Origin of the sequence: Achromobacter sp. SIMBA_011 (genome assembly GCF_046535435.1) — a bacterium.
GTDB lineage: Bacteria > Pseudomonadota > Gammaproteobacteria > Burkholderiales > Burkholderiaceae_B > Achromobacter > Achromobacter dolens.
Genome location: NZ_JAWRWN010000002.1, coordinates 349,365 through 374,948, shown reverse-complemented (window position 1 = coordinate 374,948; position 25,584 = coordinate 349,365). Strand labels below are relative to the sequence as shown.

The 25,584-nt window shown below is 70.3% G+C and carries 23 protein-coding genes; 15 read left to right on the top strand and 8 right to left on the bottom strand.

From position 1 onward, the window contains the following. Nucleotides 1-44: 44 nt before the first annotated feature. Nucleotides 45-770 (bottom strand): hypothetical protein, encoded by a 726-nt coding sequence (locus tag SB816_RS08940; RefSeq protein ID WP_410546824.1) that lies wholly within the window; start codon nt 768-770, stop codon nt 45-47. 112 nt (nt 771-882) lie between these two features. Here SB816_RS08940 and SB816_RS08935 point away from each other — a divergent pair, with 112 nt between their 5' ends. From SB816_RS08935 to SB816_RS08920, 4 genes are all read left to right on the top strand, one after another. Then, nucleotides 883-1,803, top strand: a complete 921-nt coding sequence (locus SB816_RS08935; protein WP_059271596.1) for a LysR family transcriptional regulator — start codon at nt 883-885, stop codon at nt 1,801-1,803. 8 nt (nt 1,804-1,811) lie between these two features. Beyond that, nucleotides 1,812-2,762 (top strand): adenosine deaminase, encoded by a 951-nt coding sequence (locus tag SB816_RS08930; protein ID WP_068953231.1) that lies wholly within the window; start codon nt 1,812-1,814, stop codon nt 2,760-2,762. Nucleotides 2,763-2,926: 164 nt separating this feature from the next. Continuing rightward, nucleotides 2,927-4,192 (top strand): carboxylesterase/lipase family protein, encoded by a 1,266-nt coding sequence (locus SB816_RS08925; RefSeq protein WP_175143144.1) that lies wholly within the window; start codon nt 2,927-2,929, stop codon nt 4,190-4,192. A gap of 55 nt (nt 4,193-4,247) precedes the next feature. Continuing rightward, nucleotides 4,248-5,198 (top strand): Bug family tripartite tricarboxylate transporter substrate binding protein, encoded by a 951-nt coding sequence (locus tag SB816_RS08920; RefSeq protein WP_116791776.1) that lies wholly within the window; start codon nt 4,248-4,250, stop codon nt 5,196-5,198. On the opposite strand, the gene SB816_RS08915 is transcribed toward SB816_RS08920, so the two are convergent. Next, complete coding sequence (locus SB816_RS08915) at nt 5,185-5,919, bottom strand: TetR/AcrR family transcriptional regulator (RefSeq protein WP_410546823.1); 735 nt, start codon at nt 5,917-5,919, stop codon at nt 5,185-5,187. The genes SB816_RS08920 and SB816_RS08915 overlap by 14 nt on opposite strands. A 136-nt stretch (nt 5,920-6,055) precedes the next feature. On the opposite strand from SB816_RS08915, the gene SB816_RS08910 reads away from it, so the two are divergent. From SB816_RS08910 to SB816_RS08890, 5 genes are all read left to right on the top strand, one after another. After that, entirely contained in the window at nt 6,056-7,549 is a 1,494-nt protein-coding gene (locus SB816_RS08910; RefSeq protein ID WP_175190241.1) for an MFS transporter, read from the top strand. 242 nt (nt 7,550-7,791) lie between these two features. Next, complete coding sequence (locus SB816_RS08905; protein ID WP_054502003.1) at nt 7,792-9,180, top strand: amidohydrolase; 1,389 nt, start codon at nt 7,792-7,794, stop codon at nt 9,178-9,180. 175 nt (nt 9,181-9,355) lie between these two features. Continuing rightward, complete coding sequence (locus tag SB816_RS08900; RefSeq protein WP_144654825.1) at nt 9,356-10,333, top strand: Bug family tripartite tricarboxylate transporter substrate binding protein; 978 nt, start codon at nt 9,356-9,358, stop codon at nt 10,331-10,333. Then, nucleotides 10,330-11,241, top strand: coding sequence for a BMP family ABC transporter substrate-binding protein (locus tag SB816_RS08895; protein ID WP_410546822.1), 912 nt, complete (start codon nt 10,330-10,332; stop codon nt 11,239-11,241). The genes SB816_RS08900 and SB816_RS08895 overlap by 4 nt, the downstream gene beginning before the upstream one ends. Before the next feature lie 175 nt (nt 11,242-11,416). Next, entirely contained in the window at nt 11,417-12,220 is an 804-nt protein-coding gene (locus SB816_RS08890; protein ID WP_054502000.1) for an aspartate dehydrogenase, read from the top strand. A gap of 91 nt (nt 12,221-12,311) precedes the next feature. Here the strand turns inward: SB816_RS08890 and SB816_RS08885 are convergent, their stop codons facing one another. Both SB816_RS08885 and SB816_RS08880 read right to left on the bottom strand, forming a co-directional pair. Next, nucleotides 12,312-14,144, bottom strand: coding sequence for an ABC transporter ATP-binding protein/permease (locus tag SB816_RS08885; protein WP_410546821.1), 1,833 nt, complete (start codon nt 14,142-14,144; stop codon nt 12,312-12,314). Nucleotides 14,145-14,263: 119 nt separating this feature from the next. Next, on the bottom strand, nt 14,264-15,151 hold the full coding sequence (locus tag SB816_RS08880; protein WP_064527846.1) for a LysR family transcriptional regulator: 888 nt from the start codon (nt 15,149-15,151) through the stop codon (nt 14,264-14,266). A gap of 120 nt (nt 15,152-15,271) precedes the next feature. Between SB816_RS08880 and SB816_RS08875 the strand changes: the two genes are divergently transcribed. From SB816_RS08875 to SB816_RS08860, 4 genes are all read left to right on the top strand, one after another. After that, on the top strand, nt 15,272-16,105 hold the full coding sequence (locus tag SB816_RS08875) for an amidohydrolase family protein (protein WP_372413594.1): 834 nt from the start codon (nt 15,272-15,274) through the stop codon (nt 16,103-16,105). Beyond that, a complete protein-coding gene (locus SB816_RS08870) occupies nt 16,105-17,094 on the top strand; it encodes a tripartite tricarboxylate transporter substrate binding protein (RefSeq protein ID WP_064527850.1) in 990 nt (329 codons plus the stop codon). The genes SB816_RS08875 and SB816_RS08870 overlap by 1 nt, the downstream gene beginning before the upstream one ends. A gap of 139 nt (nt 17,095-17,233) precedes the next feature. Next, the gene (locus SB816_RS08865; RefSeq protein ID WP_240806383.1) at nt 17,234-18,940 is read left to right on the top strand and encodes a putative bifunctional diguanylate cyclase/phosphodiesterase; all 1,707 of its coding nucleotides are present in this window, start codon (nt 17,234-17,236) and stop codon (nt 18,938-18,940) included. Nucleotides 18,941-18,992: 52 nt separating this feature from the next. Then, nucleotides 18,993-19,373 (top strand): RNA-binding S4 domain-containing protein, encoded by a 381-nt coding sequence (locus tag SB816_RS08860; protein WP_054478886.1) that lies wholly within the window; start codon nt 18,993-18,995, stop codon nt 19,371-19,373. A 60-nt stretch (nt 19,374-19,433) separates the two neighbouring features. Here the strand turns inward: SB816_RS08860 and ppk2 are convergent, their stop codons facing one another. Then, the gene (gene ppk2, locus SB816_RS08855; RefSeq protein ID WP_175143150.1) at nt 19,434-20,711 is read right to left on the bottom strand and encodes a polyphosphate kinase 2; all 1,278 of its coding nucleotides are present in this window, start codon (nt 20,709-20,711) and stop codon (nt 19,434-19,436) included. A gap of 195 nt (nt 20,712-20,906) precedes the next feature. Between ppk2 and SB816_RS08850 the strand changes: the two genes are divergently transcribed. Together SB816_RS08850 and SB816_RS08845 are read left to right on the top strand one after the other, a co-directional pair. Further along, nucleotides 20,907-21,350: a hypothetical protein gene (locus tag SB816_RS08850; protein ID WP_410546820.1), complete on the top strand. Its 444-nt coding sequence runs from the start codon at nt 20,907-20,909 to the stop codon at nt 21,348-21,350. 52 nt (nt 21,351-21,402) lie between these two features. Further along, nucleotides 21,403-22,473, top strand: coding sequence for a hypothetical protein (locus tag SB816_RS08845; protein ID WP_410546819.1), 1,071 nt, complete (start codon nt 21,403-21,405; stop codon nt 22,471-22,473). Between the two features lie 50 nt (nt 22,474-22,523). Here the strand turns inward: SB816_RS08845 and SB816_RS08840 are convergent, their stop codons facing one another. From SB816_RS08840 to SB816_RS08830, 3 genes are read right to left on the bottom strand one after another with little or no spacing between them, the layout of a single operon-like run. After that, a complete protein-coding gene (locus SB816_RS08840; protein WP_054501992.1) occupies nt 22,524-23,720 on the bottom strand; it encodes a trans-sulfuration enzyme family protein in 1,197 nt (398 codons plus the stop codon). Nucleotides 23,721-23,766: 46 nt separating this feature from the next. After that, a complete protein-coding gene (locus SB816_RS08835) occupies nt 23,767-24,423 on the bottom strand; it encodes a methionine ABC transporter permease (RefSeq protein WP_026383015.1) in 657 nt (218 codons plus the stop codon). Further along, entirely contained in the window at nt 24,401-25,510 is a 1,110-nt protein-coding gene (locus SB816_RS08830; RefSeq protein WP_144654820.1) for a methionine ABC transporter ATP-binding protein, read from the bottom strand. The genes SB816_RS08835 and SB816_RS08830 overlap by 23 nt, the downstream gene beginning before the upstream one ends. Nucleotides 25,511-25,584 lie beyond the last annotated feature (74 nt).

Below are 25,584 nucleotides of genomic sequence, written 5' to 3'. Positions count from 1 at the left end.
TCGAACCGGAAAGCGCGCGTGGATACGGGCGGTTACCCGAGGGGCTACCGGCCCGCGGCCGACGGCCCGAACCAATACTGCGACCGCACCTCATCCGACGAATACCACGGCAGCAGGCCGATGCTGTGCGACTCGCGCTGCACGCTCACCAGCAATCCGCCCGCCTGTGGCCGCAGCAGCGCCACGGTGCGGAACACGCCCTTGGATTCATACTGGCGCCAGTCGCGCCGGGCGCTGATCCAGTAGCGGCCCTGGGTGCAGCCGCCGAAGTGCTGGATGTCGGTCCGGGCCAGCGGCGGGCCATCCGCCGGACCGGGGAAGCCCGCCGTGCCGTCGCGCAGCGGCAGCAGGCCGGTGAAGCGGCCGCCCTGGCCGTCATCGGCCAGGATCCGCCAGCCTTCCGGCGCCGCCGCGAAGGCGACGCTGGCGGCCGCTGTGGGGCGCCAGGCATGTTCCGAGGTATCCGGCAGGCCCGCCAGGTCCAGGGTGTAGGCCAGGAAGTGGCGCAGGTCGGCCATGCCGGCGGCGCCCTCGCCCGAGCCCGGTTCACCCCGCGGTTCACCCGCCACCCGGTAGGTGCCGGACAGGTCGGGACACTGCGCCGGATCGGACGGCAGCGTCAGCGCCGTGCCTTCCTTGAACGGCGGCCAGGTCACGCGCACGGCGTCCACGGTCGACACGCCGCAGCCGGCCAGCATGGCCAGCGCCAGCCCCGCCACCAGCCATCGTGGCGCGGCCTGGGGCCGCCCGGATTTCCACCTTGTCGTCATGCGCATCGCGCGTCCGCCTCCCTGGCGACGAACTATACCGAAACGCCAGGGCCGCGTTGCCAAGGGCCCGGCGCGGGTCAATAATCGGCGCATCGCCACTGCCCCGCCCGCCATGACGCCCTTCAAAGGAAAACTCCGCACCCGGCACCTGGAAATCGTGCTGACGGTCGCCGAGCTGGGCAATCTGTCCAAGGCGGCGGCGCAGTTGCACAGCACGCAGTCCGGCCTGTCGCGCGCCATCGCCGAGATCGAGGAACTGGTGGGCGCGCGGCTGTTCGAGCGCACCGCGCGCGGCACCAGCTGTACGCCGCTGGGCGAGGCCATGTGCCGCCACGCGCGCCAGCTGCTGACGGGATTCCGCAAGGCCGAGATCGACCTGGCGGCGCTCTCGCGCGGCGACGAGGGCAGCCTGACGGTGGGCTGCTTTTCGATGTTTGCCGGCTGGCCGGTGGCGCAGGCGGCGACGCGCTTTCGCGAGACCTATCCGCGCATCACCCTGACGCTGGAGATCGGCACCCATGAACGCCTGATCGAAGACCTGGACGCGGGCGCGCTGGATGTGCTGATCAGCCGCTTCTCGTCCACGGTGGACCCGCGCATCTACCGCTCGGCCAACCTGCTGGACGATCCGGTGGTGCTGGTGTGCGCCCCCGGCCATCCGCTGGCGGAGCGCGCCGATGCCACGCTGGCCGAGTGCGTGGCCTATCCCTGGATCACCGCCCTGCCCGGCAGCCGTATCCGCGGTGAACTGGAAATGGTGCTGCATCGCGAGGGGCTGCCGATTCCGGATATGATCGGCGCCCTGTCGCTGGAATTCGGCCGCGAGATGCTGACGGTCGGTCCCTACCTGTGGATGCTGCCGGGCAGCGTCGCGGCGGTGCGCGCGGCACGCGGCGAAGTGGTGGTGCTGGCGGCCCGGCCGGCGCTGCGCAAATCGCCGCTGGCCGCCATCTGGCGCCGCGACCGCCCCAGCACGCGCCAGGCGCGCGCATTCGCCGACACCGTGGCGCAGGCCATCAATACCTCGACTTAGGAGCACCCATGTACGACTGGCTCAACTCTCTGCCCAAGGCGGAACTGCACCTGCACCTGGAAGGCACGCTCGAACCCGAGCTGCTGTTCCGGCTGGCCCGCCGCAACGGCGTGGCGCTGCCGTGGCCCGATATGGATGCCCTGCGCGCGGCCTACAACTACGGCAACCTGCAGGAATTCCTCGACCTGTATTACCGCGGCGCCGACGTGCTGCGCACCGAGCAGGATTTCTACGACCTGACCTGGGACTACCTGGTCAAGTGCCACGAGCAGAACGTGGTGCACACCGAGCCCTTTTTCGATCCGCAGACCCACACCGACCGCGGCGTGCCGTTCAAGGTGGTGCTGGACGGCATCAGCCAGGCGCTGGAAGACGGCCGCAGGAAGCTCGGCATCAGCAGCGGCCTGATCCTCAGCTTCCTGCGCCACCTGCCCGAAGAACAGGCCATGCGCACGCTGGAAGAAGCGCTGCCCTACCGCGACGCTTTCATCGCCGTGGGCCTGGACAGCAGCGAAAAGGGCTTTCCGCCGCGCCTGTTCCAGCGCGTCTTCGACCGCGCCCGCGCCGAGGGCCTGCCGGCCGTGGCCCACGCCGGCGAGGAAGGCCCGCCCGAATACATCTGGGAGGCGCTCGATCTGCTGAAGGTGCTGCGCATCGACCACGGCGTGCGCGCCGCCGAGGACCCGCGCCTGATGGCGCGTCTGATCGACGAGCAGATCCCGCTGACCGTGTGTCCGCTGTCGAACACCCGCCTGCGCGTGTTCGACCACATGTCGCAGCACAACATCCTGTCGCTGCTGGACGCCGGCGTGAAGGTCACGGTCAACTCCGACGACCCGGCCTACTTCGGCGGCTACGTCACCGAGAACTTCCACGCGCTCTACGAGCACCTGGGCATGAGCCAGGCGCAGGCCCAGGCGCTGGCCGACAACAGCATGGATGCGCGCATCCTGAAGTAGGCGCGGCAGGCCCGGCCGCGCCCACGGCGCAGGTATGCGGGTTGCGCATGACCCGGTTCGAAACCGGCATGCCTGCCCGCCCCCGTCAGTCCCTACCATAGTCCCGAGCGGATGGCGGCCCTGCACGCCGTCCGCCGAAAACCAGGACGACAAGGGACCAGACCATGACTGACACCGTTCAGGCCAACCTGCGCGCCGGCAGGTTGGCCGGTGTGCGCGAGGGCGGCGCCTGCCGCTTCAGCGCCATTCCATATGCCGAACCGCCCTTGGGTGCGCTGCGCTTCGCGCCGCCCCAGCCGGCCCGCTGGCGCGGCCCGCGCGATGCCTCCCGCCCCGGCAGCGTGGCGCCGCAACTGCCCTCGCGCCTGCGCGGCGCCATGGGCGACTTCGTGGCGCCGCAGGCGGAAGACTGCCTGCACCTGACGGTGTGGACGCCCGCCGCCGACGCGCGCCGCCGGCCGGTGGTGGTGTGGCTGCACGGCGGCGCCTGGCAAAGCGGCGGCGGCGCGCTCGACTGGTATGACGGCGCGTCCCTGGCGGCGCGCGGCGACCTGGTGGTGGTGGCGGTGAACTACCGGCTGGCCGCGCTGGGCTGGCTGCACCTGCCGGGCGAGACCGCCAACGTCGGCCTGCTGGACCAGGAATGCGCCATCGACTGGGTGCTCGACAACATCCAGGACCTGGGCGGCGACCCGGCCCGCGTCACGTTGATGGGCCAATCGGCTGGCGCCTCGTCGATCTGCGCCATGCTGGCGCGGCGGCCGCGCTTTGGCCGCGCCATCCTGCAAAGCGCGGCGCTCGGCCGCGGCTTTCGCAGCAGCGCGCAGGCCGCGGCGCTGGGCCAGACATTCCTCGCCGCCGCCGGCGCCGATACGCTGGAACAGGCCCGCGCCCTGCCCGTCGAGCGGCTGCTGGCGGCGCAACAGGCGCCCGAAGTGGCGACGGCCCTGCAGGCCGAAGGCAGCCGCCGCAGCCTGTTCGGTCCGGTGCTCGATGGCCAGGTGCTGCCCGTCGACATCGAGCCTGCCTTACGGCGGGCGGCGGGCCGCGCCGATGTGCTGGTCAGCTACACCCGTGACGAAATGGCGGCATTTCCCGGCGGCGACGGCCCCGACTGCGCGCTGACCAGCGAGGCCGTGTTCGGCGCGCCTTCGCGGCAGTGGGCCGCGGACGCCACGGCCCAGGGTCGGCAGGCGTGGCTGGCGCGCTTCGACGTGGCGCCCACGGCGCGCTTTCAGGCCTGCCATTGCATCGAACTGCCGTTCGTCTTCGACACGCTCGCGGCCTTTGCCGACGCGCCGATGCTGCGGGGCCTGGCGCCGACGCAGGCCGCCTCCCTGGCGCGGACCACGCAACGCGCCTGGATTGCCTTCATCCGCGGCGAGACGCCCGCGTGGCCGGCCGCGCCGCACCTGGAACGGCTGGCCTGAAGTCCCGCGCCGGGCGCATGACCCGGCGCGTCCAACATCGACAAGGGGAATACCAATGCTCAAGCAATTTGCCATCGCGCTCGCGCTGCTGCTGCCCGCCGCCGCCGGCGCGGCCTATCCGGACAAACCGGTCAAAATCATCGTCTCCAATCCGCCGGGCGGTCCGGTCGACGTGATGCTGCGCGTGCTCGCCAGCAAGCTGTCCACCGCCTGGGGCCAGGCGGTGGTGGTCGAAAACAAGCCCGGCGCGTCCGGCATCATCAGCACCGGGGCGCTGGTCAAGTCGGCGCCGGACGGCTACACGCTGGGCATGGTGGTGGCGTCGTCCGTGACCATCGTGCCGTTCGCGGTCGACCACCTGCCGTTCGATCCGCAGAAGGACCTGCAGCCGGTGGCGCTGGTGGCGCGCACGCCGTTCCTTTTCATCGTGCCCAGCGACAGCCCCATCAGGACCTGGCAGGACTTCGTGCGCGAGAGCAGGGCCCGCAGCCTGACGGTGGGTTCGTTCTCGATCGGCACCGCCTTCCACCTGGTGTGGGAACAGACGGCGCGACGCGCCGGCATCAAGGCGCTGTACATCCCCTCCTCCTCGTCGGGCAAGACGCAGAACGATCTGATCGGCGGCCAGCTCGACGTCGGCCTGGACGCCCCTTCCAGTTCGAAGGGCCTGATCGACAGCGGCCGCCTGCGGGCGCTGGCCATCACCAGCCCCGAACGTTTTCCCGGCCTGCCGGACACGCCCACGCTGCGCGAATCGGGCATGGGCGACTACGCGCCGCAGCCGTGGATCGGGCTGATGGCGCCGGCCGGGGTGCCGGCCGACCGCGTGGCGCGGATCCAGCAATCGGTCGCGGACATCCTCAAGGAACCAGCGATGAAGGCGCAGATGGAGGCGCTGGGCATGATACCCATCGGCGGCAGCGCGCAGGAACTGGCCGACACCATCGCCGCCGATCGCGCGCAGATGGCCCCGCTGATCAAGGAACTGGGCATCAAGCTGCAGTAGCCGCGCCCACCAGCCGCAGGAACGAGGGAATCAGGCTGGCGGCCAGCGCCTCGGCGTCGGCCGCGCCGCGCGCGATGCTGTCGTCCACCGCGCCATGCATGCCGTGATACAGCAGGATCGCTGTCAGCCCGGGCTGCGCCAGTTGCCAGCAGCCGGCGGCCTGGCCGGCGCGCAGCATGCCCTCGGCCTGCGCCAGCACCGCCGCGCGTTCAGCGGCGCCGCGATGCGGGTGGTTGACGTCGTGGAACACGACGTCGTGCAGCGCATAGCCGTCGAAATAGGCGTGCACGCCGGCGCGCGTCCAGGCCTGCAGGCGCGCCACGCCATCGTCCGGCGCGCAGGCCGCCATGGCCGCGTCGATGCGGTCCAGGAAGCCTTGCGAGAACTTCACGCGCAGCGCCGCCAGCACGTCCGCCTTGGATGAAAAGTAATGATAGAAGGTGCCCTTGGCCACGCCGGCCTGCGCCACGATCTGGTCGATGGTGGTGGTCTCGACGCCCTGGCGCACGAACAGATCTTCGGCGGCCGCCATCAGTTCGTCCAGGCGCACCGACGCGGGCTTGGTGCGCGGCGTTGCGGCGCTGGCATTGGCGCCGCGCCGGGTGTCCGGCTTGCCGGCGGGCCGGGTATCCGGCCTGGCGCCAGGCTCGGCGTCGGGCTTGGCGTCGGGCTTGCCGGGGGACTTGGCGGAACGGACCATCGCGAGCGGGAATCCTTTCATTTTCAACGATCCGCAGTGTAGAGGACGCGCCCCGCCTGCCGCCCGCAAAACATCCGGGAATGCGTCTTTTTATTTATTGACCGACGGTCAGTCGATTACTAGAATACGCTTTCCATCCCCTTCACGGCCCTTCCGCATGCTTGCCTCCCGCCGCCGCGCCCTGGTGTTTGCCGTCAACCTAGGCAGCTTCATCACCATCCTGGACATCAGCATCGTCAATGTCGCCCTGCCCACCATGCAGGCGGCGCTGCGCATCGACATGGCCGGCCTGCAATGGGTGGTGGACGCCTACGCGCTGTTCCTGTCTGCCTTCATGCTGTCGGCCGGGCCGCTGGGCGACCGCTATGGCCGCAAGCGCTCGTGGCTGGCGGGCGTGGCGCTGTTCACGCTGGGTTCGGCCTTGTGCGGGCTGGCCGACAACCTGCCGCTGCTGCTGGCGGGCCGCGCGGTGCAAGGCGTGGCGGGCGCGCTGCTGATCCCGGGCGCGATGTCGCTGCTGACCCAGGCCTTTCCCGACCCCGCCGAGCGCGCCCGCGCCATCGGCCTGTGGGCCTCGTGCAATGCCATCTCGCTGATCGTGGGGCCCATGCTGGGCGGCCTGCTGGTGGCGCACTTCAGTTGGCAGAGCATCTTCCTGATCAACCTGCCGGTGGGCGCGCTGGCGATCGCGCTGGGCGCCTGGGGCATCCAGGAAAGCGCGCATCCCGAGCATGCCGCCTTCGATCCGCTCGGGCAGGCCCTGAGCGTGGTCTGGCTGGGCGCGCTGACCTATGGCCTGATCACTGCCGGCGAACACGGCTGGCAGGCGCCGGCCACCCTCGCCGCACTGGCCGTTGCCGCGCTCGGACTGATCGCCTTCCTCTGGGTCGAGCACACCGTGGCGCGCCCCATCCTGCCGCTGGGCCTGTTCCGCGACGCCGGCTTCGCCAGCACCAACTTCGCCTCGTTCGTGATGGGATTCGGCGCCTACAGCAGCCTGTTCTTCTTCTCGCTCTACCTGCAGCACGTGCGCGGCCTGACGCCGCTGGAGACGGGCTGGCAACTGGCGCCGCAGTTCGTGGCCACCGGCATCGTGTCGACGGTGTTCGGCCGGTTGAACCAGCGCTTCGGCCTGCCCCGGCTGATGATCGCGGGCTATGCCATGGTCGGCGCGGCCATGCTGGGCATGATGAGCTTCGACGCCCACACGCCTTATGCACTGTCGGGTTCGCTGATGGTGCTGCTGGGCCTGGGCATGGGACTGTCGGTGCCGGCCACCAGCATGGCGGTGATGGCGACCGTGCCGCGCGAGCGCTCGGGCATGGCCTCGGCCACCATGAATGCGCTGCGCCAGACCGGCATGACCATCGGCATCGCGCTGCTCGGCGCGCTGATGAGCAGCCGCGCGGTCGAGCACCTGGCCGCGGCGCTGGCGCGGCTGGGCCAACCGGATGCGCAGGCGGTGGCGCGCGTGGCGGTCACCCGGCACGCGCTGCCGGCGCAACCCGATGGCGTGGCGGCGTTGTTCGCCGACGCATTGGCCAGCGGTTTCCATGCCGCCATGGCCGGCGCCGGCGTGGCCTCGCTGCTGGCGGCGCTGGTGCTGCTGCGGGTCACGCGCGGCGCGCGGCCGGTGTTGCGGGCCGCGTAGGCGACAGGCGCGCGCATCGTCGCGGCGACGCCGGACGCTACCGCGTGGGTCCGACGACGCTGCGCGGGCCTCGCGGCGAGTCGGCGAAACCCAGGCGGGGCGCGCAATTCCAAGGCGCGGAATTCCAGCGCCCGGAATCAAACAGCGGCGTTTTTAAGCAGGCGTAACAAGCGCGCCGCCGCGCATGCGCTCCGGTAATATCTCCGCCCAATAACAGGTTAACAACCAAGAGGAGACATGCCATGCAACACCGCAAGATCCTGTTTCGCCTGGCCCCGCTGGCGCTGGCCGCGCACCTGGCGTTGAGCGGCGCCGCCGCCGCGCAAAGCGCGCCCGGCACGCAGGGGCCGCTGGCGCCGGCGCCCATGCCGGAACTGGCCGCGCAGATCGACCAGCGCGCCAAGGCCATCGAAGACAAGCTCATCGCCTGGCGCCGTGACATCCACCAGCATCCCGAACTGGGCAACCAGGAAACGCGCACGTCCAAGCTGGTGGCCGACCATCTGCGCGCGCTCGGCATGGAAGTGAAGACCGGCGTGGCCGGCACCGGCGTGGTGGCGCTGCTCAAGGGCGGCAAGCCCGGCCCGGTGGTGGCGCTGCGCGCCGACATGGACGCGCTGCCGGTCAAGGAGCAGGTGGACGTGCCGTTCGCCTCCCAGGCCAAGGGCACCTACCTGGGCAAGGAAGTGGACGTGATGCACGCCTGCGGCCACGATGCCCACACCGCCATCCTGATGGCCACCGCCGAAGTGCTGGCCGGCATGAAGGACCAGTTGCCCGGCAGCGTCAAGTTCATCTTCCAGCCGGCCGAGGAGAGTCCCGCCGACTTCGAGCCGGACGGCAAGAAGATCTGGGGCGCCAAGATGATGGTGCAGGAAGGCGTGCTGGACAATCCCAAGGTCGACGCGATCTTCGGCCTGCATGTCTCCAGCAGCTATCCGGTGGGCAAGCTGTCGTGGCGCAGCGGCCCGGCGATGGCCGCGGCCGACCAGTTCTGGATCGACGTCACCGGCAAGCAGACGCACGGCGCGCGGCCGTGGTCGGGCATCGACCCGATCGTGGTCAGCTCGCAGATCATCCTGGGCCTGCAGACCATTCCCAGCCGCCAGATCAACAGCATGCTGGAGCCGGCCGTCATCACCGTGGGCGCGATCCACGGCGGCAACCGCATGAACATCGTGCCGGACAGCGTCGCCATGACGGGCACCATCCGCACGTATGACGAGGGCATGAAGAAGGACATCCACCAGCGCATCGAGCGCACGGCCACGCAGATCGCGCAGAGCGCCGGCGCCAAGGCCGACGTGCGGGTGGTGGAGCTGTACAACGCCACCGTCAACAATCCCGGCCTGACCGAGGAGATGGGTGGCACGCTGCGGCGCGTGGCGGGTGAAGGCAACTACGGCCTGCAGCCCAAGTCGACGGCGTCCGAGGACTTCTCGTTCTACCAGGAGAAGGTGCCGGGCATGTTCTTCTACCTTGGCGTCACGCCCAAGGACGTCAATCCCGACACCGCCGCTCCCAACCATTCGCCGCGCTTCTATGTGGACGAGTCGGGCCTGATCAACGGCGTGCGCGCATTGTCCAACCTGACGGTCGACTACATGGCCAAGGCCAGGCAAGGCGGCTGACCACGGGCCCCGCCGCCCGCGCTCTGCCGGCGGCGCGACGGGCGGCGCAAGCGCAAGGCGCGCGCCCCGTCCGCCGCGATACGCGGCGGGCATAAGCAAACCGCCATAAAGTCTTTGTGGCGGACGGCATGGTTTCCTACAGTACGGCCCTTTGCCGCCAAAGCGCCGACCCGCCATGCCGATCTCCCGCCGCCGATTCCTGCTCGCCAGCACGCTGGCCCTGCCGCTTGCGCGTCCGCGCCGGGCGCGCGCCGCCGCCTGGCCCGAGCGCCCCATCCGCCTGGTGGTGACGTTCCCGCCGGGCGGCGCCAGCGACATTGCCGCGCGCGTCATCGCGCCCGCGCTGGGCGAACTGCTCGGCCAGTCCATCGTGATCGACAACCGTCCCGGCGCCGGCTCCACCATCGGCGCGACGCAGGTGGCGCAGGCCCCGGCCGACGGCTACACCCTGCTGATGTCGAACTCGGCGCCGCTGTCGATCTCGCCGGCGCTGATGCCCCAGCACCACTACGATCCGCTGGCCAGCTTCCGCCACGTGGCCTACCTGGGCGCGGTGCCGACCGCGTTCGTGGTGCATCCGTCGGTGCCGGTCGAGACCTTCGCGCAACTGACCGAGTGGATCAAGGCGCAGCCGGCGCCGGTGCAGTACGGCAGCGGCGGCCTGGCGTCGGTCGGCCAGATCGTCGGCGAACTGTACGCGCGCCAGACCGGCGCGCGGCTCGAACACATTCCGTACAAGGGCTCGGGCGCGATGCGCAACGACCTGCTGGGCGGACAGATCCGCTTCGCGGTCGACGCGCTGCCGCAGAACCTGCCGTTCCTGCGCACCGGCCAATTGCGCCTGCTGGCCGTGACCACCGCGCAACGCGTGCCGCAGGCGCCGGAGATTCCGGCGGTGGGCGAGCTGGGCTATCCCGGCCTGGTGGCCGAGAATTTCGTCGGCCTGTCTGGCCCGGCGGGCCTGCCCGACGCCGTCAGCGAACGCCTGTACGACGCCTTGACGCAGGTGCTGCGCATCCCCGATATCCGCGCCAAACTGGAAGGGCAGGGCTTCGTGCTGGCGCAGAAGTCGCCCGCCGAATTCGCCGACTTCGTGCGCCGCCAGGCCGATACCTGGGGCCCGGTGGTGCGGGCGACCGGAGCCAGCCTGTGAGCGTGCGCCGGTTGCTGGTGCTGTTCGGCCAGGCCGGCCGGGGCGGGTTCAACGAAGCCGCCGTGCAGGGCGCGGCGCGCGCCGCGCGCGCGGGCCACGCCCTGCAGGTGGAATGGATCGCGGACAACGACCCCGATGCGCGCGCCGAGCGCCTGGCGGCGCTGTGCGCGGACGCCCCCGACCTCGTCATCGTGCATGGCGGCCAGGGCGATGTGCCGGTGGCGCGGGTGGCGCCGCGCTTTGCGCGCACGCAGTTCGCCATCACCCAGGGCAGCCACCATGCGGCCAATGTCGCGTCCTATGAAATCCTGCAGGAGCACACGGCCTTCCTGGCCGGCGTGCTGGCGGGCCTGCGCGGCGGCGCCGCGCATCTGTCGGGGGAACGCGTGCGGCCCGGGCTGAAGGGTCGCGCCGCCTATGCCGACGGTGTGCGCCGCGTAGTCGGCCAGGATCCGCTGACCGGCTTCTGCGGCAACCAGCACGACCCGGCGCTGGCCGAGGCCTGGACCGACGCGCTGGCCGCCGACGGCGCGCGCGTGGTGTTCGCGATGATGGATGGCGGCCGCGACGGCATCACCCGCGCCTGCCGCCGCCGCGGCCTGTGGCAGATCGGCAATGTGCTGGACTGGGTGGCGCGCGATCCCGCCGTGTATCTGGCGTCGGCGCTGGCCGATTCTGGCTTGTGCGTGGAACGCGCCGCGGCCGATCACGCCGCCGGCGCGCTGCGGGTCGGCGCGGTCACGCACTTCGGCCTGGAAGCGGGCGCATCGCTGCGGCTGGCGCTGGGCGCGGACGTCGGCGCGGAGGAACGCCGCGTGCTGGACGACTGGTCTGCGCGGCTGGCTCGCGGCGAGATCGCGGTCGCGTCCGACTACACGGGACGGGAATTCGCCCCGCCGGCCCGCTAGCCGCATGCCCCTGCCCCCTGGCGATGAACGAACGGAACGGACAGCGCATGGCGTCCGCGATGATTGACGCACGCCCGCCCCCTCGCTACAGTGACCGCCGACCCTGGCCGGCGATGCTGCCGCCGGCCGGCCCGCGAATCTGACGGCGCCCTGCGCCCCTTCCCCGGAATCTTCCATGAACAGCTACCGCGTCGGCATCGCCGGCTTCGGCGCCATCGGCCAGGCCGTGGCGCAATCCCTGGATGCCGGCCTGCCCGGCCTGACGCTGGCCGCCGTGGCCGTGCGCGATCCCCAGGCCGCGCCCGCGGTGGCGTGGCAGAACGCCAGGCCGGTGTTCACCACCATCGGCGCGCTGGCCGAACATTGCGACGTGGTGGTCGAATGCGCCCCGGCCGCCGTGTTCCGCGAACTGGCCGAGCCGGTGCTCACGGCCGGCAAGAAGCTGGTGGTGCTGAGCTCCGGCGCGCTGCTGCGCCACGACGACCTGATCGAGCTGGCGCGCCGCCACCACGGCCAGATCCTGGTGCCGTCCGGCGCCATCCTGGGCCTGGATGCGATCACCGCCGCCGCCGAGGGCGAGATCCATTCGGTCACGATGATCACGCGCAAACCGGTGCGCGGCCTGCTGGGCGCGCCCTACCTGACCGACAACAACATCGATATCGACGGCATCACCGAGCCGCGCCTGATCTTCCGCGGTTCGCCGCGCGAGGCGGCGGTGGGCTTCCCGGCCAACCTGAACGTGGCGGTGAGCGTCTCGCTGGCCGGCATCGGTCCGGACCGCACCACGCTGGAGATCTGGGCCGACCCGTCGCTGGAACGCAATGTGCATCGCGTCGAGGTGGTGTCGGATTCCGCCTCGTTCTCGATGGAAATCCAGAACATCCCGTCGGCCAATCCCAAGACCGGCCGCATCACCGCGCAAAGCGTGATCGCGGCGCTGCGCAAGCTGACCGGCCCGCTGCGGGTCGGCACCTGACCGGCGCCCGGGCACGCCGGGCGCCGCCCGTGCTCGTGCCAGCGGCCGGCCGCTGGGACCCGGCCGCACGGCAGAACGCCTCGCACCGGCCTCAGGCCGCCGCCCGCGTCAGCACCGGCCCCGGCGCCGCGGCCAGCGGTCCGGCGCGCCAGCCCCCCTCTCCGTCCAGGTCCAGCCGATGGGAGTGGAACGCGTCCAGCGTGCTGCGGTGGCCGACGCTGACCAGCATGGCGTCTGGCAACTGTTCGCGCAGCAGGCCGTAGAGCATGTGTTCCAGCCCTTCGTCGGTGGCCGATGTGGCCTCGTCCAGGAACACGATCGCCGGCCGGTTGAACAGCACGCGGGCGAACGCCACGCGCTGCTGCTCGCCGATCGACAGGATGCGCGACCAATCGGCCTCGTGGTCCAGCCGCGCGGCCAGGTGCCCCAGATTCACCGCCCGCAGCGCGGACGCCAGGCGCGCATCATCGCCGGCCTGCGCATGCCCGGGATAAGCCACGGCATCGCGCAGCTTGCCCAGCGGCAGATAGGGGCGCTGCGACAGGAACAGCGCGGCCGCGCCTTGCGGCCGCCGCACCGTGCCCTGCGCGTAGGGCCACAGGCCCGCCAGGGCGCGCAACAGGGTGGTCTTGCCGCTGCCCGAAGGCCCCTTGATCAGCAGGGCCTGGCCCGGATGCAGCGCCAGGTCCAACCGCCGCAGCAGCGCGCGGCCATCGGGACGCGACACGTCCAGTCCGCTGATTTCCATGGCGTGCGGCAAGGGCAGCGCCGCGATCGCCGGCAGATCGCGCGCCGCCGCGTTGACGTCGAGGAAGCCGGCCAGGCGGTTGAGCGTGGCGCGGTACTGCGCGAAGGCATCGTATGAGGTGCGGAAGAACGACAGCGAGTCCTGCACCTGGCCGAAGGCCTGAGAGGTCTGCATGACGTCGCCCAGCTTGATCGCGCCGCTGAAGAAGCGCTGCGCCTGCAACAGGAACGGGAACACCACGGCCACCTGGCTCACCACCAGGTTGAAGCCGTCGAATTTCAGGCCCCGGTATACCCGCTCCCACAGGTTGGCGATATAGGCCGAAAAGCGCGCCCACAGCGTCGCCCGTTCGACCTCCTCGCCCTGGTAGAAGGCCACGTTCTCGGCATTCTCGCGCAGCCGCAGCAAGGCGTAGCGGAAGTTGGCGGTGAGCCGCTCGGACAGGAAGTTCAGCAGGATCAGGGGCCGGCCGATGCGGAACGCGAACAAGGTGGCGATGAGCACGTACACGTACACCATGAATACCATGGCGCGCGGGATCTCCACGCCAGCCACCTCGAGCGCGCCGGACAGGTTCCACAGGATGCCGGTGAACGCCACCAGCGACACCACCGCGCTCAAGGCGCCGATCGCCAGCGAGCGCGAGCCGCTCACGAACAGGGCGATGTCCTGCTCGATGCGCTGGTCGGGGTTGTCCACCGGTTCGCCCACGAAGTGGCCGCGGTAGTAGGCGCGCGCGCCAAGCCAGTCGCGCGTCAGGCGGTCGTTGAGCCAGACCCGCCAGTGGATGTCGAAGGCCTGGCCGGCGTAGCTGTCGACCAGGGTACGAATCACGTGCACCGTGGCCAGCACCGCGAAGATGCCCAGCAAGCGCCAGAATGCGTTCGGATCGAGCGCCTGCAGCGCGCTGTAGAAGCCGTTGTACCAGAACGAAAACAGCACGGTCATGCGGACCGCGAACATCGCCAGGAACAACAGCGCGGCCAGCGTCAGCAGCGGGCGCCAACTGCGCCGCGGCGTCAGGTAGGGCCAGGCCAGGCGCCAGAACTTGCGCCCCCAGTCGGTCCAGCGCGCCAGCGCCAGCGTCGCCACTGCCAGCGCGACCACGCTGATGCCAAACGCGCGCGCCATCCAGAGCGCGCTTTCCCACAACTGCTGCTGCCAGTTCAGGTCCATGAAGAGCCCCTCTAACGTCGTTTCTGTTTAGAGCGGCCGGGGCGTCGCGGTTCCGGGGGAAACGGCTTCTTAAGCGTGGCTTAAGCGTTCGCCGGCGCAACTGAATGCGCAGTGAAAGGTCAATGCCCGCCCAGGTCCAGGTTGGCGAACAAATCAGCCAGGGTCGGCACCGAGCGGGCCGGCCAGATCGCGCTCAGGTCGAAGCTGGGCAGGCGCTCGCCGTCGCGCACTTCGCAAAAGCGCACGCCGCGGAAATCCATCGAGCGGATCCAACTGGGCAAGAGCGCCACGCCGCAACCGCCGGCCACGCACGCCAGCACGGTCAGGGTGCGGTTGGCCTCCTGCGCCACGTGGGCGTCATGGCCGCCCTTGCGCATGGCATCGAGAATGTCGGCGTAGAACGCCGGCAGTTGTGACTGCGGGTACATCACCAGGCCGGCCTGCGCGATCTGCGCCATCGAGACCCGGCCATCGGCGGCGACGTCGAACTCGTCCGGCACCGCCGCCACCAGCCGGTCGCGCAGCAGTTGCCGCTCGCGCATGCGCCCGCCCACCGCCACCGGCGTATGCATCAGGCCGATGTCGATCTCGCCGGTCTGCAGGGCGTCGGCCTGCTCGGCATTGCTCATCTCGCGCAGGATCACGCGCACGCCGGGCGCCTGCCGACGCATCTCGCGCAAGGCGCGCGGCAGCGTATCGAACAGCGCCGACGACACCAGCCCCACCGTCAACTGGCCGGCGCTGCCGCGGCCGATCTCGCGGGCGCGGCGCGCGGCGGCGTCGATGCGCGCGACGCTGGCGCGCACGTCCTCCAGGATGGCCTGGGCCGCGGGCGTGGGCGTGGTGCCCTGGCGCGAGCGTTCGAACAGGCGCACGCCCAGGTCCTTTTCCATGCGTCCCAGGGCCTGGCTCAACGCCGGCTGGGCGATGCCCAGCCATTCGGAGGCGCGGCTGACGCTGCCGTGGTCCACCACCGCCAGGAAGTAGCGCAGATGCCGGGTTTCCATATCAATCCAATATAAATAAAGCAATTTTCCAGAATGGAAAACTATACCCTGCCTCCCTAGAATGCCGCTTACAGAACCTTACAGAACGCGCGGGGCATGGACCCCGCCCAGGAGACTGCCTTGCCCCCCTCCGTCACCGGCCTCGCCGTCGACAGCCACGCCCACGTCTTCCTGCAGGGCCTGGCGTTGGCGGACACCCGCCGCCACACCCCGGACTACGACGCCCCGCTGGCCCAATACCTGGGCCTGCTGGACGCGCACGGGCTGTCGCATGGCGTGCTGGTGCAGCCCAGTTTCCTGGGCACTGACAACAGCCACCTGCTGGAGGCGCTGCGCGCCGCGCCGGCGCGGCTGCGCGGCGTGGCGGTGGTGGACACGGCCATCGACGAGGCCGCGCTGCGGGCGCTGGCCGCGGCCGGCGTGGTCGGCATCCGGCTCAACCTGATCGGCCTGGCCGTGCCCGACCTGCGCACGCAACCGTGGCAGTCATTGCTGGCTCGCGTCAACGCGCTCGGCTGGCACGTCGAGATCCACCTGCAGGCCGCGCGCCTGGCCGATATCATGCCGGCGCTGCTGCAGGCCGGCTGCCGCGTGGTGGTGGACCACTTCGGCCGTCCCGACCCGGCGCTCGGCGTGGCCGACCCCGGCTTCGGCTACCTGCTGCGGCAGGCCGACAGCGGCCGGGTATGGGTCAAGCTGTCCGCCCCTTACCGCAACTGGACCGGCGAGGCCTGTGCCAGCGCTGGCCGCGAGGCCGCGCGCCAACTGCTGGACGCCTACACGCCCGCCCGCCTCATGTGGGGCAGCGACTGGCCCCACACCGAGCATCGCCACCTGGCGTCTTACCCCGCGTCCATGCGGTGGCTGGACGACTGGATCGACGACCCCACGCAACGGCGCGCCGTACTCGCCGAGACACCGTTGCGGCTGTTCCAATTCCAAGGAGAATTCTGATGACCCCTCTGATCCAACGCCTCGCGCGCCGCGCCAGCCTGCTGGCTGCCGCCGGCCTGCTGGCCGGCGCCGCCGGCACGGCAACCGCCGCCTACCCCGAGCGCGCCGTTACGCTGGTGGTGACCTACCCGCCCGGCGGCACGGTCGACGTGGTGGCCCGCCTGATCGGCCCCAAGCTGGCGGCCGAACTGGGTCAACCGGTGGTCATCGAAAACCGCGGCGGCGCCGGCGGCATGATCGGCGGCGCCGTGGTCGCCAAGGCCCAGCCCGACGGCTACACGCTGATGCTGGACGCCTCCAACCACGCGCAGAACCCGGCGCTGCACTCCAAGATGCAGTTCGACACGCTGACCGCGTTCGCACCGGTATCGCTGCTGTTGCGCGTGCCCAACGTGCTGGTGGTGACGCCTTCGTACGAGGTCAAGACCGTGGCCGACCTGATCCGCCTGGGCCAGCCCGACAGCAAGGAACACGTCTATTTCGCCTCGGCCGGCCCCGGCTCGGCCCAGCATCTGGCCGGCGAACTGTTCAACCTGCTGGCCAAGACCCAACTGCAGCACGTCGCCTACAAGGGCGGCGGCCCGGCCATGATCGACGTCATGTCGGGCCAGGTGCCGGTGATGTTCGCCAGCATGGGCTCGGCCTGGCAGCACGTGAAGAACGGCAAGCTGCGCGCGGTCGCCGTGGGCGGCTCGGAGCGTTCCAAAGCGGCGCCGGACCTGCCCACCATCGCCGAATCCGGCGTGCCCGGCTACGAGACGTATGAGTGGAACGCCGTGTTCGCCCCGGCCGGCACGCCGCCGGAAATCGTCAACCAGGTGTCGCAGGCCCTGGCCAAGGTGCTGAAGGACCCGCAGATCGCCGAACAGCTCGAAGGCATCGGCGCCGAGCCCATCGGCTCCACCCCCGCCGAACTGGACACGTTCCGCCGCGCCGAGATCGCCAAGTGGCAGCGCGTGGTCAAGGAAGCCGACCTGAAACTGGATTGAGTACCGCCGGGCGACCTGCCGCCCGACAACCGGAATGCCGGTCTTGGACGCCCCTCGGGGCGTCTTTTTTTGGTTTTACGGCGGCTCCCCGATGCGATACAACAGCACTTCAAGCGCGCTCAGGGAAATCCGCGACGAGATGAACCACGACAGCCACGAGCCCTCATCCTTTCCCCCGCCCGCCGACGCCCGCCTCGCGGCCGGCGCCGACGGCGCCACGCTCGACAGTCTGGCCGACGGCTTCCTGTCGCTCGATCGCGAATGGCGTGTGCGCTACCTGAACCCGGCCGCCGAACGCCTGTTGCGGCGCAACAGGCTGGACCTGGTGGGGCGCGGCCTGTGGGACAGTTGTCCGGACCTGGTCGGCACCGGCTACTACGATGCCTGCCGCGGCGCCATGCAGACCGGCCGCCCGGCCCAACACATCGGCTACTACGCGCCGCTGGCGAGCTGGTTCGAGGTGCGCGCCTTTGCGCATGAGGACGGCCTGGCGGTCCTGTTGCGCGACGTCTCGCGCGAACGCGAGGAAACCGCCCAGCTCAGATACCAGGCCACCCATGACTACCTGACCGGCCTGCCGAACCGGCGCCAATGCATGGACACGCTGTCCGCCGCCATCGCCGAGGCCGAGCGGACGCTGGCCGCGCAGGGCCCGACCCTGGCGGTGCTGTTCCTGGACCTGGACCGCTTCAAGGAAGTCAACGACGCCTTCGGCCACGCCGAGGGCGACCTGCTGCTGTGCGATGTGGCCGAGCGGCTGCGCAAGTTCCTCACGCCCGCGATTTTCTGCGCCCGGGTCGGCGGCGACGAGTTCCTGCTGGTGCTGCGCGGCACCAATGAGCGTGCGGCCGAGGCCCTGGCCAATTCGATCCTGAACGCGCTGTCGATCCCGAGCGACATCCATGGCCGCTCGGTCTCGCTGGGCGCCAGCATCGGCATCGCGCTGATGAACTCGCCCGGCGAATCGGCCGAGATGCTGCTGAACTATGCCGACGCGGCGATGTACGCGGCCAAGTCGGCCGGCCGTTTCCAGGTGCGGGTGTATCACCGCGAACTGATGCAGGGGCTGGGCGCGCGCCTGTCGCTGCGCGGCGACATCCAGGGCGCGCTGGCCAACAACCAGTTCGAGCTGCACTTCCAGCCGCAGATCAGCATGCACGACGGCTCGCTGTGCGGCGCCGAGGCGTTGCTGCGCTGGCGCCATCCCACCCGCGGCCTGCTGGCGCCGGCGGCGTTCCTGGACGTGATCCTGGATTCGCCGATGGAGTCGGCGCTGACCGAATGGGTGGCCAACGCCACCTGCCTGCACATCAGCGAATGGCTGGGCGAGGGCCTGCCGGTGCCGCGCATCTCGTTCAACCTGTCGGCGCGCCAGTTGGTGGCGCCCGACCTGGCCAACACCATCGTGCGCCTGGCGCAGGTGCATGGCGTGCCGCCGACACTGCTCGACGTGGAAGTCACCGAGAATTCGCTGATGAGCGACGTCGAGAAGGCCTCCGGCATTCTCGCGGCGCTGCGCGAGGCCGGCATATCGGCGTCGCTGGATGACTTCGGCTCGGGTTATTCGAGCCTGGCGTACCTGGCGCGGCTGCCGATCGACACGCTCAAGATCGACCAGTCGTTCGTCTGGGCGCTGGGCAAGGTGCCGACCGCCACCGCCGTGATCCGCGGCGTGGTGCGGCTGGCGCATTCGCTGGGCATGCGCACGCTGGCCGAGGGCGTCGAGACCGAGGCGCAGCGCCAGATGCTGATCGAGGAAGGCTGCGACGCGATGCAGGGCTTCCTGTTCAGCCGCGCGCTGCCGGCCAGCGCCTTCGCCGCGCTGCTGCGCGAAGTGCCGCGCTGAGGCGAACCGCTATCATGTCCGCCTGACGACCCGATTGATGACGGCAATGACGATGGACAGAATACGGCTCGACAAATGGCTCTGGGCGGCGCGCTTCTACAAGACGCGCAGCCTGGCGGTGGACGAAATCGGCAAGGGCCGGGTGCAGGTCAACGGCCAGCCCGCCAAACCGGCGCGCGAGGTCGGCCCCGGCGACGTGATCAGCATCCGCAAGGAAGACCCGCCCATCCAGGTGCGCGTGGTCGCCGTCAGCGGCGCGCGCGGCCCGGCGCCGGTGGCGCGCCAGCTATATGAGGAAACCCCGGAAAGCGCCGCCGCGCGCGAACGCGCGGCCGAGATGCGGCGGCTGGCGCCCGAGCCGGCGCTGGACATCGCCGCCGGCCGACCGACCAAGCGCGACCGGCGCCTGATCGACCAGATGCGGGGCAAGTGAGACGCGACCGCGACAGGGCCCGGACCGGCCCGGCGGACCGGCCACGAAAAAGCGACAGCGCTACAGCGCCCGTCCCACGATCAACGGATCCAGCGCCAGTTCCGGCGCGCCGCTCTTGCCTTCGTACGGCAGGCGGCTGAGCACATAGCGCATGGCGTTCAGGCGCGCGCGCTTCTTGCAATCCGACTTCACCACGATCCACGGCGCGTCGGCCGTGTCGGTGTGCGCGAACATCGCTTCCTTGGCGCGGGTGTAGTCGTCCCACTTGTCGAGCGAGGCCAGGTCCACGGGGCTCAGCTTCCATTGCTTGAGCGGATGCACCTTGCGCTGCAGGAAGCGGCGGCGCTGCTCTTCCTGGCTGACCGAGAACCAGAACTTGACCAGGTGGATGCCGCTGGTGACCAGGTGGCGCTCGAAGTCGGGCACCTGGCGCAGGAACTGCAGGTATTCCTCCTGCGAGCAGAAGCCCATCACGCGCTCGACGCCGGCGCGGTTGTACCAGGAGCGGTCGAACATCACGATTTCGCCGGCGGTGGGCAGATGCTGCACATAGCGCTGGAAATACCACTGGCCGCGTTCGGTGTCGGACGGCTTCTCCAGCGCCACCACGCGCGCGCCGCGCGGATTCAGGTGCTCCATCATGCGCTTGATGGTGCCACCCTTGCCCGCCGCGTCGCGGCCCTCGAACAGGATCACCACGCGCTGTCCGGTGGCCTTGACCCAGGCCTGCAGCTTGAGCAGCTCGACCTGCAGCGCGTATTTCTGCTTTTCGTAATTGCGCCGCAGCATGCGGTGGCGGTACGGATAGATGCCCTCGCGCCAGTCGGTCGCCAGCTCCTCGTCGGGATTGCGGCGCGCGGCCGGCGCCTGCGCGTTGGCTTCGAGCAGCGCGCGGTGCACCGCCACCGCGTCGTCCGGCGACAGTTCCTCGATCACCGAGCGCAGCGCCGCGTGGGCTTCGCCCGATTCGCCGATCTGGTAGCGGCGGGCGATATCGGCCAACACCGACGAGGTCTCCTGGCGCGCGGCGACTTCCCGCGCATTGACGCGCTTGCGCGCCTGGATCGCCGGTTCGATGGCGGGCAGCCCGGCCGGGGCTGCCGGCGCGGACGCCGACGGCTGGGCGACCTTGGACGGCTTGTCGGCGCGGACGGCGCGCGTGGACTTGGGCGTCGCGGCGCCGCGGGCGGACCGCGCCGGGGCCGGCGTGCGCTTGCCGGCCGCGGCGGAGCGGGTGGCCTTGCGCGGCGCGGCGGTGCGCTTGGCGGCGCGCGGGGCCGTGGCGCCGTCGTCGTTCTCGGCGGGCGATCCGGAAGCTTGCGGGGTCTTGTCAGTCATCGTTGCAATCCTTGCTGCGCGTGAGGTCAGAGCCGCGGCGGCCGGCCAGTCGCCGGCGACCCGTCAGGAAAAAACATCTACCCTAACCGGCGTGCCGAGGCGGGGCGTTGACGTGGATCAATGCTTGTAACATTGCGGCAGCAATCCGCGCCGCTACACTGCCCGCTGCCCTCTTTCGACTGCCCCCCTGCCGCCATGTGGTCCCTGCTCAAACGGCTGTTCGCCGGCCCGCCCGCGCCGCCCGACCCCTACGCCGAAACCGTCCGCTTCGACGACAGCGGCTTCACCCGCGCCATGGGCACCGAAGCGACGGGCGGCCGGCGCCAGTTCTGGCCGTGGGAGGCCATCGACGAATTCGGTTTCCGCTTCACCGAGGCGCTGTTTCCCGATCCGTGGGCCGGCGCTTACATGGAAGGCCTATGGTACGTCCGCGTGCGCGACGACGGCTCGCCGATGGCGGTCGAGTTCGGCCAGGAACACCTCGACCTGGCCGCCCTGCCGCCGGCGCTGCTGCGGCACATGCCGGGACTGAACATGCAGGCGCTGCGCGAGGGATTGGCCGTGGCCAAACGCGGTATCCATCACTTCGAGGGCGAAGGCAACTGGGTCGGCTGGCGGCGCGATCCGCATTGCACCTGAAAAGCCCTCACGGTAACATCTGCGGCTAAATATTTCGTGGCTGCCGCCCGCCGTGGAAACACGTAGAGAACCCACCCTGAGCCCGGAAGGCGCCAACACGCCGCTGCCGTCCGCGACATCGGCGGCGCGCGGTTCCCCACGACCCAGCCGCGCCCTGCGGGCATGGACCTGGGGCCTGTACATCGGGTTGTGGCTGCTCCTGTTGATCTTCAAGTCCGACGGCGCGGACGGCGTCGCGGACCCCGCCGAGTCGCTGGGCTACCGCGTCGGCAGCGCGGTCGGCAGCGCCATCGCGCTGGTGCTGCCCGCCGCCCTGGTGATCCTGGCCCTGTCGCCGTTCAAGCGCTTTCGCACGCCGTTGCACCGCATGCGCGCGGCCTTCGCCACCGGCCTGCTGCTGGCGGCCGCGGCCGCCGTCCTGGCCGGCCTCGCGGCCTATCGCGAAACGCAGAAGGCCACCGCGCTGGCCGAGATCCGCCGCACCGGCGAATGGATGCGCGCCGCGCTCAACGCGCCCGACCATCCGCCCGGCGACGTGCCGGACATCGACGCCACCCCCAAGGCGCATGGCGTGTATGGCGAGATCGAGCGCGGCGTCAAGATCATCCTGGGACAGCGGGTGGCGCAGTACCGCGCCTACATGAAGGAACTGGACGAGGTGCGGCTGTCGGACCTCTTCATCCCCAACCGTCTGGCGCGCGACCGCGGCATGGTGGAAAGCCGGCTGATCCTGGAACAATCGCAGCGCGTGGTGCGGAAATACAGCCAGCAGAACCAGCGGCTGCTGGCCGACGTGCCCGTCACCATCCGCTCGCTCGACCTGAGCGAGCAGCAGAAGGACCGCATGGTCGAAGGCGCGATCAAGGCGCGGCCGCAGCAGAAGGCAACGCTGGCGCGCAACTGGGAGCTGGAGCGCCAGACGCTGGACGAGTTCGAGAAGATGATCAATCTGCTCGACGACAACCGCCGCGCGTGGCGCGTGGAGCACAACGAGATCGTGTTCGACCGCGACAGCCTGTTGAACCGGTTCCGCGCGCATCAACTGGCGGTGCGCCAACTGACCGAGGAACGCGCGCGGCTGGAATCGCAGCAGTTCGACAGCCTGACCTCGGTGCTGCGCTGACGCGGGTCGTCGGCGCCCGGGCGCGAAGGCGGGCCGGGCGCGATCGAGCGTCAGCTCCCCGCCTGATCCAGCCCCTGCTTCAGATCGGCCAGGATGTCGGCGGCGGTTTCCAGCCCGACCGACAAGCGCAGCAGGCCTTCCGACAGGCCATACTTTTCGCGGTCTTCGGCCGTATAGCTGGCGTGCGTCATGGTGGCCGGATGCTGGATCAGCGTTTCCGGATCGCCCAGGCTGACAGCGATGCGCGCCAGCTTCAGGCTGTTCAGCAGGCGCCGGCCCGCGGCCAGCCCCCCCTTCAACTCGAACGCCACCAGCCCGCCGCCGGCCGCCTGCTGGCGCTGCGCGATCTCGGCGCCGGCCGTGCCCGCCAGGCCCGGATAGAACACGTCGGCCACCGCCGCGTGTTCGCGCAGGAACTTCGCCACCTTCAATGCCGATTCGCTGTGACGCTCGACCCGCAATTCCAGCGTCTTCAGGCCGCGCAGCACCAGGAAGGCGGTGAACGGCGACAGCGTCGCGCCGGTGAAGTAACGCAGGCCCTGCAGGCGGATCGCGTCGATGTGCTGCTTGCGGCCAACCACCGCCCCGGCCAGCAGGTCGCCATGGCCGCCCAGGTACTTGGTGGCCGAGTGCAGCACGATGTCGGCGCCGTGTTGCAGCGGCCGTTGCAGCACGGGCGTGGCGAAGGTGTTGTCGACGATGGTCAAGAGCCCCTTGCCGCGCGCGATGGCCGAGATGGCGGCGATGTCGACCAGCCGCAGGTTGGGGTTGGCCGGCGTCTCGAAATAGACCGCGCGGGTCTTGGGGCCGATGGCGGCGGCCACGGTTTCCGGGCGCGTGAAATCGGCGAACACGGCGTTGATGCCCAGGCGCGGCAGCCCCTGCGCGAACAGCGTGAAGGCGGTGCCGTAGACGATCTGGTCGACCACGATCTCGTCGCCGCTTTGCAGCAGCGACAGCAGCGTGGCCGAGATCGCCGCCATGCCCGACGCGGTGACCACGCCGGCCTCGGCCCCTTCGAGCGAGGCCAGCCGCTCTTCCAGCAGGGCCTGGGTCGGGTTGCGGGTGCGGCCGTAGACGTAGCCCGATTGTTCACCCAGGCGGATGCGGTCGAAGGCCTCGATGCTGTCCTGGGTGTAGGTGGAGGTCAGGTAGAGCGGCGGCGACAGCGCGCCCTGCTCGTCCAGCGGGTCGTAGCCCAGGTGGATGGCGCGGGTGGCGAAGCCGTGGTGTTGCGAGTCGGACATGGATACCTCCGGGAATCAGCTCGGGGATGCGGACGGCGCGGCGCCGTCAGCGCTTGTGGTCGGCGCGGCGCGACAGCCATTCGCCGGTGAATTGCACGATCGAGACCAGCGCGATCAGGATCACGATCACTTCGAACATCACGCGGGTCTCGTAGCGTTCGTAGCCATAGCGGATGGCTAGGTCGCCCAGGCCGCCGGCGCCCACCGCGCCGGCCATGGCCGAGGCGTTGATCATGGCGATGACGCTGACGGTCATGCCGCCGATGATGCCGGGCAACGCCTCGGGCAGCAGCACGTGGCGCACGATGTGCCAGCGGCGGCAGCCCATGGCGCGCGCGGCCTCCACCAGGCCGTGGTCGACATCGTTCAGGCTGACCTGGGCGATGCGCGCGAAGAACGGCACCAGATTGGCGGACAGCGGCACGATCGCGGCCCAGGTGCCGAGCGTGGTGCCGACCAGCATGCGCGTGAACGGCAGCATCGCCACCAGCAGGATGATGAAGGGGATGGCGCGGAACGTGTTCACGGTGATCGACAGCGCTTTGTTCAGGCGCGGACGCGGATACAGGTTGCCCGGCGCGGTGACGGTCAGCACCACCGCCAGCGTCAGGCCGGCGGCGATCGCGATGAGCGCGGACACGCCCACCATGGTCAGCGTCTGCAGGAAGGCCTGCAGGTATTTATCCAGCATCGGCAGCGACATAGCCCAGTACCTCGATCTGATCGGCCACCAGCGCGGCGCGCGCGGCCTCTTCCTGTAGAACGGCGGCCGGCACCGACACCAGCAGGCTGCCCTGGGCGTGGCCGCGCAGGCGGTCCAGCCCGCCATGCAACAGCGTCGCGCCCGGCCCCAGCGCCGCCAACGCCTGCAGCGACACGCCCTCGGGACGGCCCTGCCCGGTGAAGCGCAGCCGCAGCACTGCCAGGCCCGCGCCGCCTTGCAGGTCCGGCACCAGCCGCGCGGCCAGGTCGGCCGGCAGGTCATGCTGCAACGGCCGCAGCAACGCACGGGTGGCATCGGCCTGGGGATTGCCGAACACGCGCCAGACCTCGCCGTGCTCGACCTTGCGGCCGCCGTCCAGCACCAGCACCTTGTGGCAGACCTCGCGGATCACCGCCATATCGTGCGTGATCAGCACCACCGTCAGGCCCAGCTTGCGGTTGATGTCGCGCAGCAGCGCCAGGATCGACTGCGTGGTTTCGGGGTCGAGCGCCGAGGTGGCCTCGTCGCACAGCAGGATCTCCGGGTCATGCACCAGGGCGCGGGCGATGCCCACGCGCTGCTTCTGGCCGCCGGACAGCTTGGACGGATAGGTGTCGGCCTTGTCGCGCAACCCGACCAGGTCCAGCAGCGCGTCGACCTTGGCGCGCGCCTCGGCCGGCTTGACGCCCGCCACGCGCAAGGGCAGCGCCACGTTCTGCGCCACGGTCTTGGCCGACAGCAGGTTGAAGTGCTGGAAGATCATGCCGATGCGGCGCCGCAGGCCGACAAGCGCATTTTCGTCCAGGCCGCCGACGTCCACGCCGTCGACCCACACCTGGCCGGCGCTGGGCCGCTCCAGCATGTTGATCGAGCGCAGCAGCGTCGACTTGCCGGCGCCGCTGCGGCCGATGATGCCGAACACCTCGCCGCGCCCGATGGAAAAGGAGATATCGGCCAGCGCCGTTACCGTGCCCTGCGGGCCCTGGTAGCGTTTCTGCAGGCCGTCGAAAACGATGTGGGCGTCTTGCGCCGCGTCGGCGGCGGGCCGCAGGGCCGGATCCGCCAGGGGGATGTCGTGTTGCATCATGCTGTGTTCCCGAGCCGCCCGCGCGCCCGGCTCATGCCATGGCGCGGACGGGATTGGCGGCGGCGCCGGATGGA

Excerpts from the sequence above, each read along its gene's own strand:
- SB816_RS08850 (WP_410546820.1), top strand. The coding sequence starts at position 20,907 with ATGTGGTCCCTGCTCAAACGGCTGTTCGCCGGCCCGCCCGCGCCGCCC.
- SB816_RS08840 (WP_054501992.1), bottom strand. The coding sequence starts at position 23,720 with ATGTCCGACTCGCAACACCACGGCTTCGCCACCCGCGCCATCCACCTG.
- SB816_RS08910 (WP_175190241.1), top strand. The coding sequence starts at position 6,056 with ATGCTTGCCTCCCGCCGCCGCGCCCTGGTGTTTGCCGTCAACCTAGGC.
- SB816_RS08920 (WP_116791776.1), top strand. The coding sequence starts at position 4,248 with ATGCTCAAGCAATTTGCCATCGCGCTCGCGCTGCTGCTGCCCGCCGCC.
- SB816_RS08900 (WP_144654825.1), top strand. The coding sequence starts at position 9,356 with ATGCCGATCTCCCGCCGCCGATTCCTGCTCGCCAGCACGCTGGCCCTG.
- SB816_RS08880 (WP_064527846.1), bottom strand. The coding sequence starts at position 15,151 with ATGGAAACCCGGCATCTGCGCTACTTCCTGGCGGTGGTGGACCACGGC.
- ppk2 (WP_175143150.1), bottom strand. The coding sequence starts at position 20,711 with ATGACTGACAAGACCCCGCAAGCTTCCGGATCGCCCGCCGAGAACGAC.
- SB816_RS08830 (WP_144654820.1), bottom strand. The coding sequence starts at position 25,510 with ATGATGCAACACGACATCCCCCTGGCGGATCCGGCCCTGCGGCCCGCC.
- SB816_RS08835 (WP_026383015.1), bottom strand. The coding sequence starts at position 24,423 with ATGTCGCTGCCGATGCTGGATAAATACCTGCAGGCCTTCCTGCAGACG.
- SB816_RS08930 (WP_068953231.1), top strand. The coding sequence starts at position 1,812 with ATGTACGACTGGCTCAACTCTCTGCCCAAGGCGGAACTGCACCTGCAC.
- SB816_RS08865 (WP_240806383.1), top strand. The coding sequence starts at position 17,234 with ATGAACCACGACAGCCACGAGCCCTCATCCTTTCCCCCGCCCGCCGAC.
- SB816_RS08940 (WP_410546824.1), bottom strand. The coding sequence starts at position 770 with ATGACGACAAGGTGGAAATCCGGGCGGCCCCAGGCCGCGCCACGATGG.
- SB816_RS08905 (WP_054502003.1), top strand. The coding sequence starts at position 7,792 with ATGCAACACCGCAAGATCCTGTTTCGCCTGGCCCCGCTGGCGCTGGCC.
- SB816_RS08915 (WP_410546823.1), bottom strand. The coding sequence starts at position 5,919 with ATGAAAGGATTCCCGCTCGCGATGGTCCGTTCCGCCAAGTCCCCCGGC.
- SB816_RS08935 (WP_059271596.1), top strand. The coding sequence starts at position 883 with ATGACGCCCTTCAAAGGAAAACTCCGCACCCGGCACCTGGAAATCGTG.
- SB816_RS08870 (WP_064527850.1), top strand. The coding sequence starts at position 16,105 with ATGACCCCTCTGATCCAACGCCTCGCGCGCCGCGCCAGCCTGCTGGCT.
- SB816_RS08885 (WP_410546821.1), bottom strand. The coding sequence starts at position 14,144 with ATGGACCTGAACTGGCAGCAGCAGTTGTGGGAAAGCGCGCTCTGGATG.
- SB816_RS08925 (WP_175143144.1), top strand. The coding sequence starts at position 2,927 with ATGACTGACACCGTTCAGGCCAACCTGCGCGCCGGCAGGTTGGCCGGT.
- SB816_RS08860 (WP_054478886.1), top strand. The coding sequence starts at position 18,993 with ATGGACAGAATACGGCTCGACAAATGGCTCTGGGCGGCGCGCTTCTAC.
- SB816_RS08890 (WP_054502000.1), top strand. The coding sequence starts at position 11,417 with ATGAACAGCTACCGCGTCGGCATCGCCGGCTTCGGCGCCATCGGCCAG.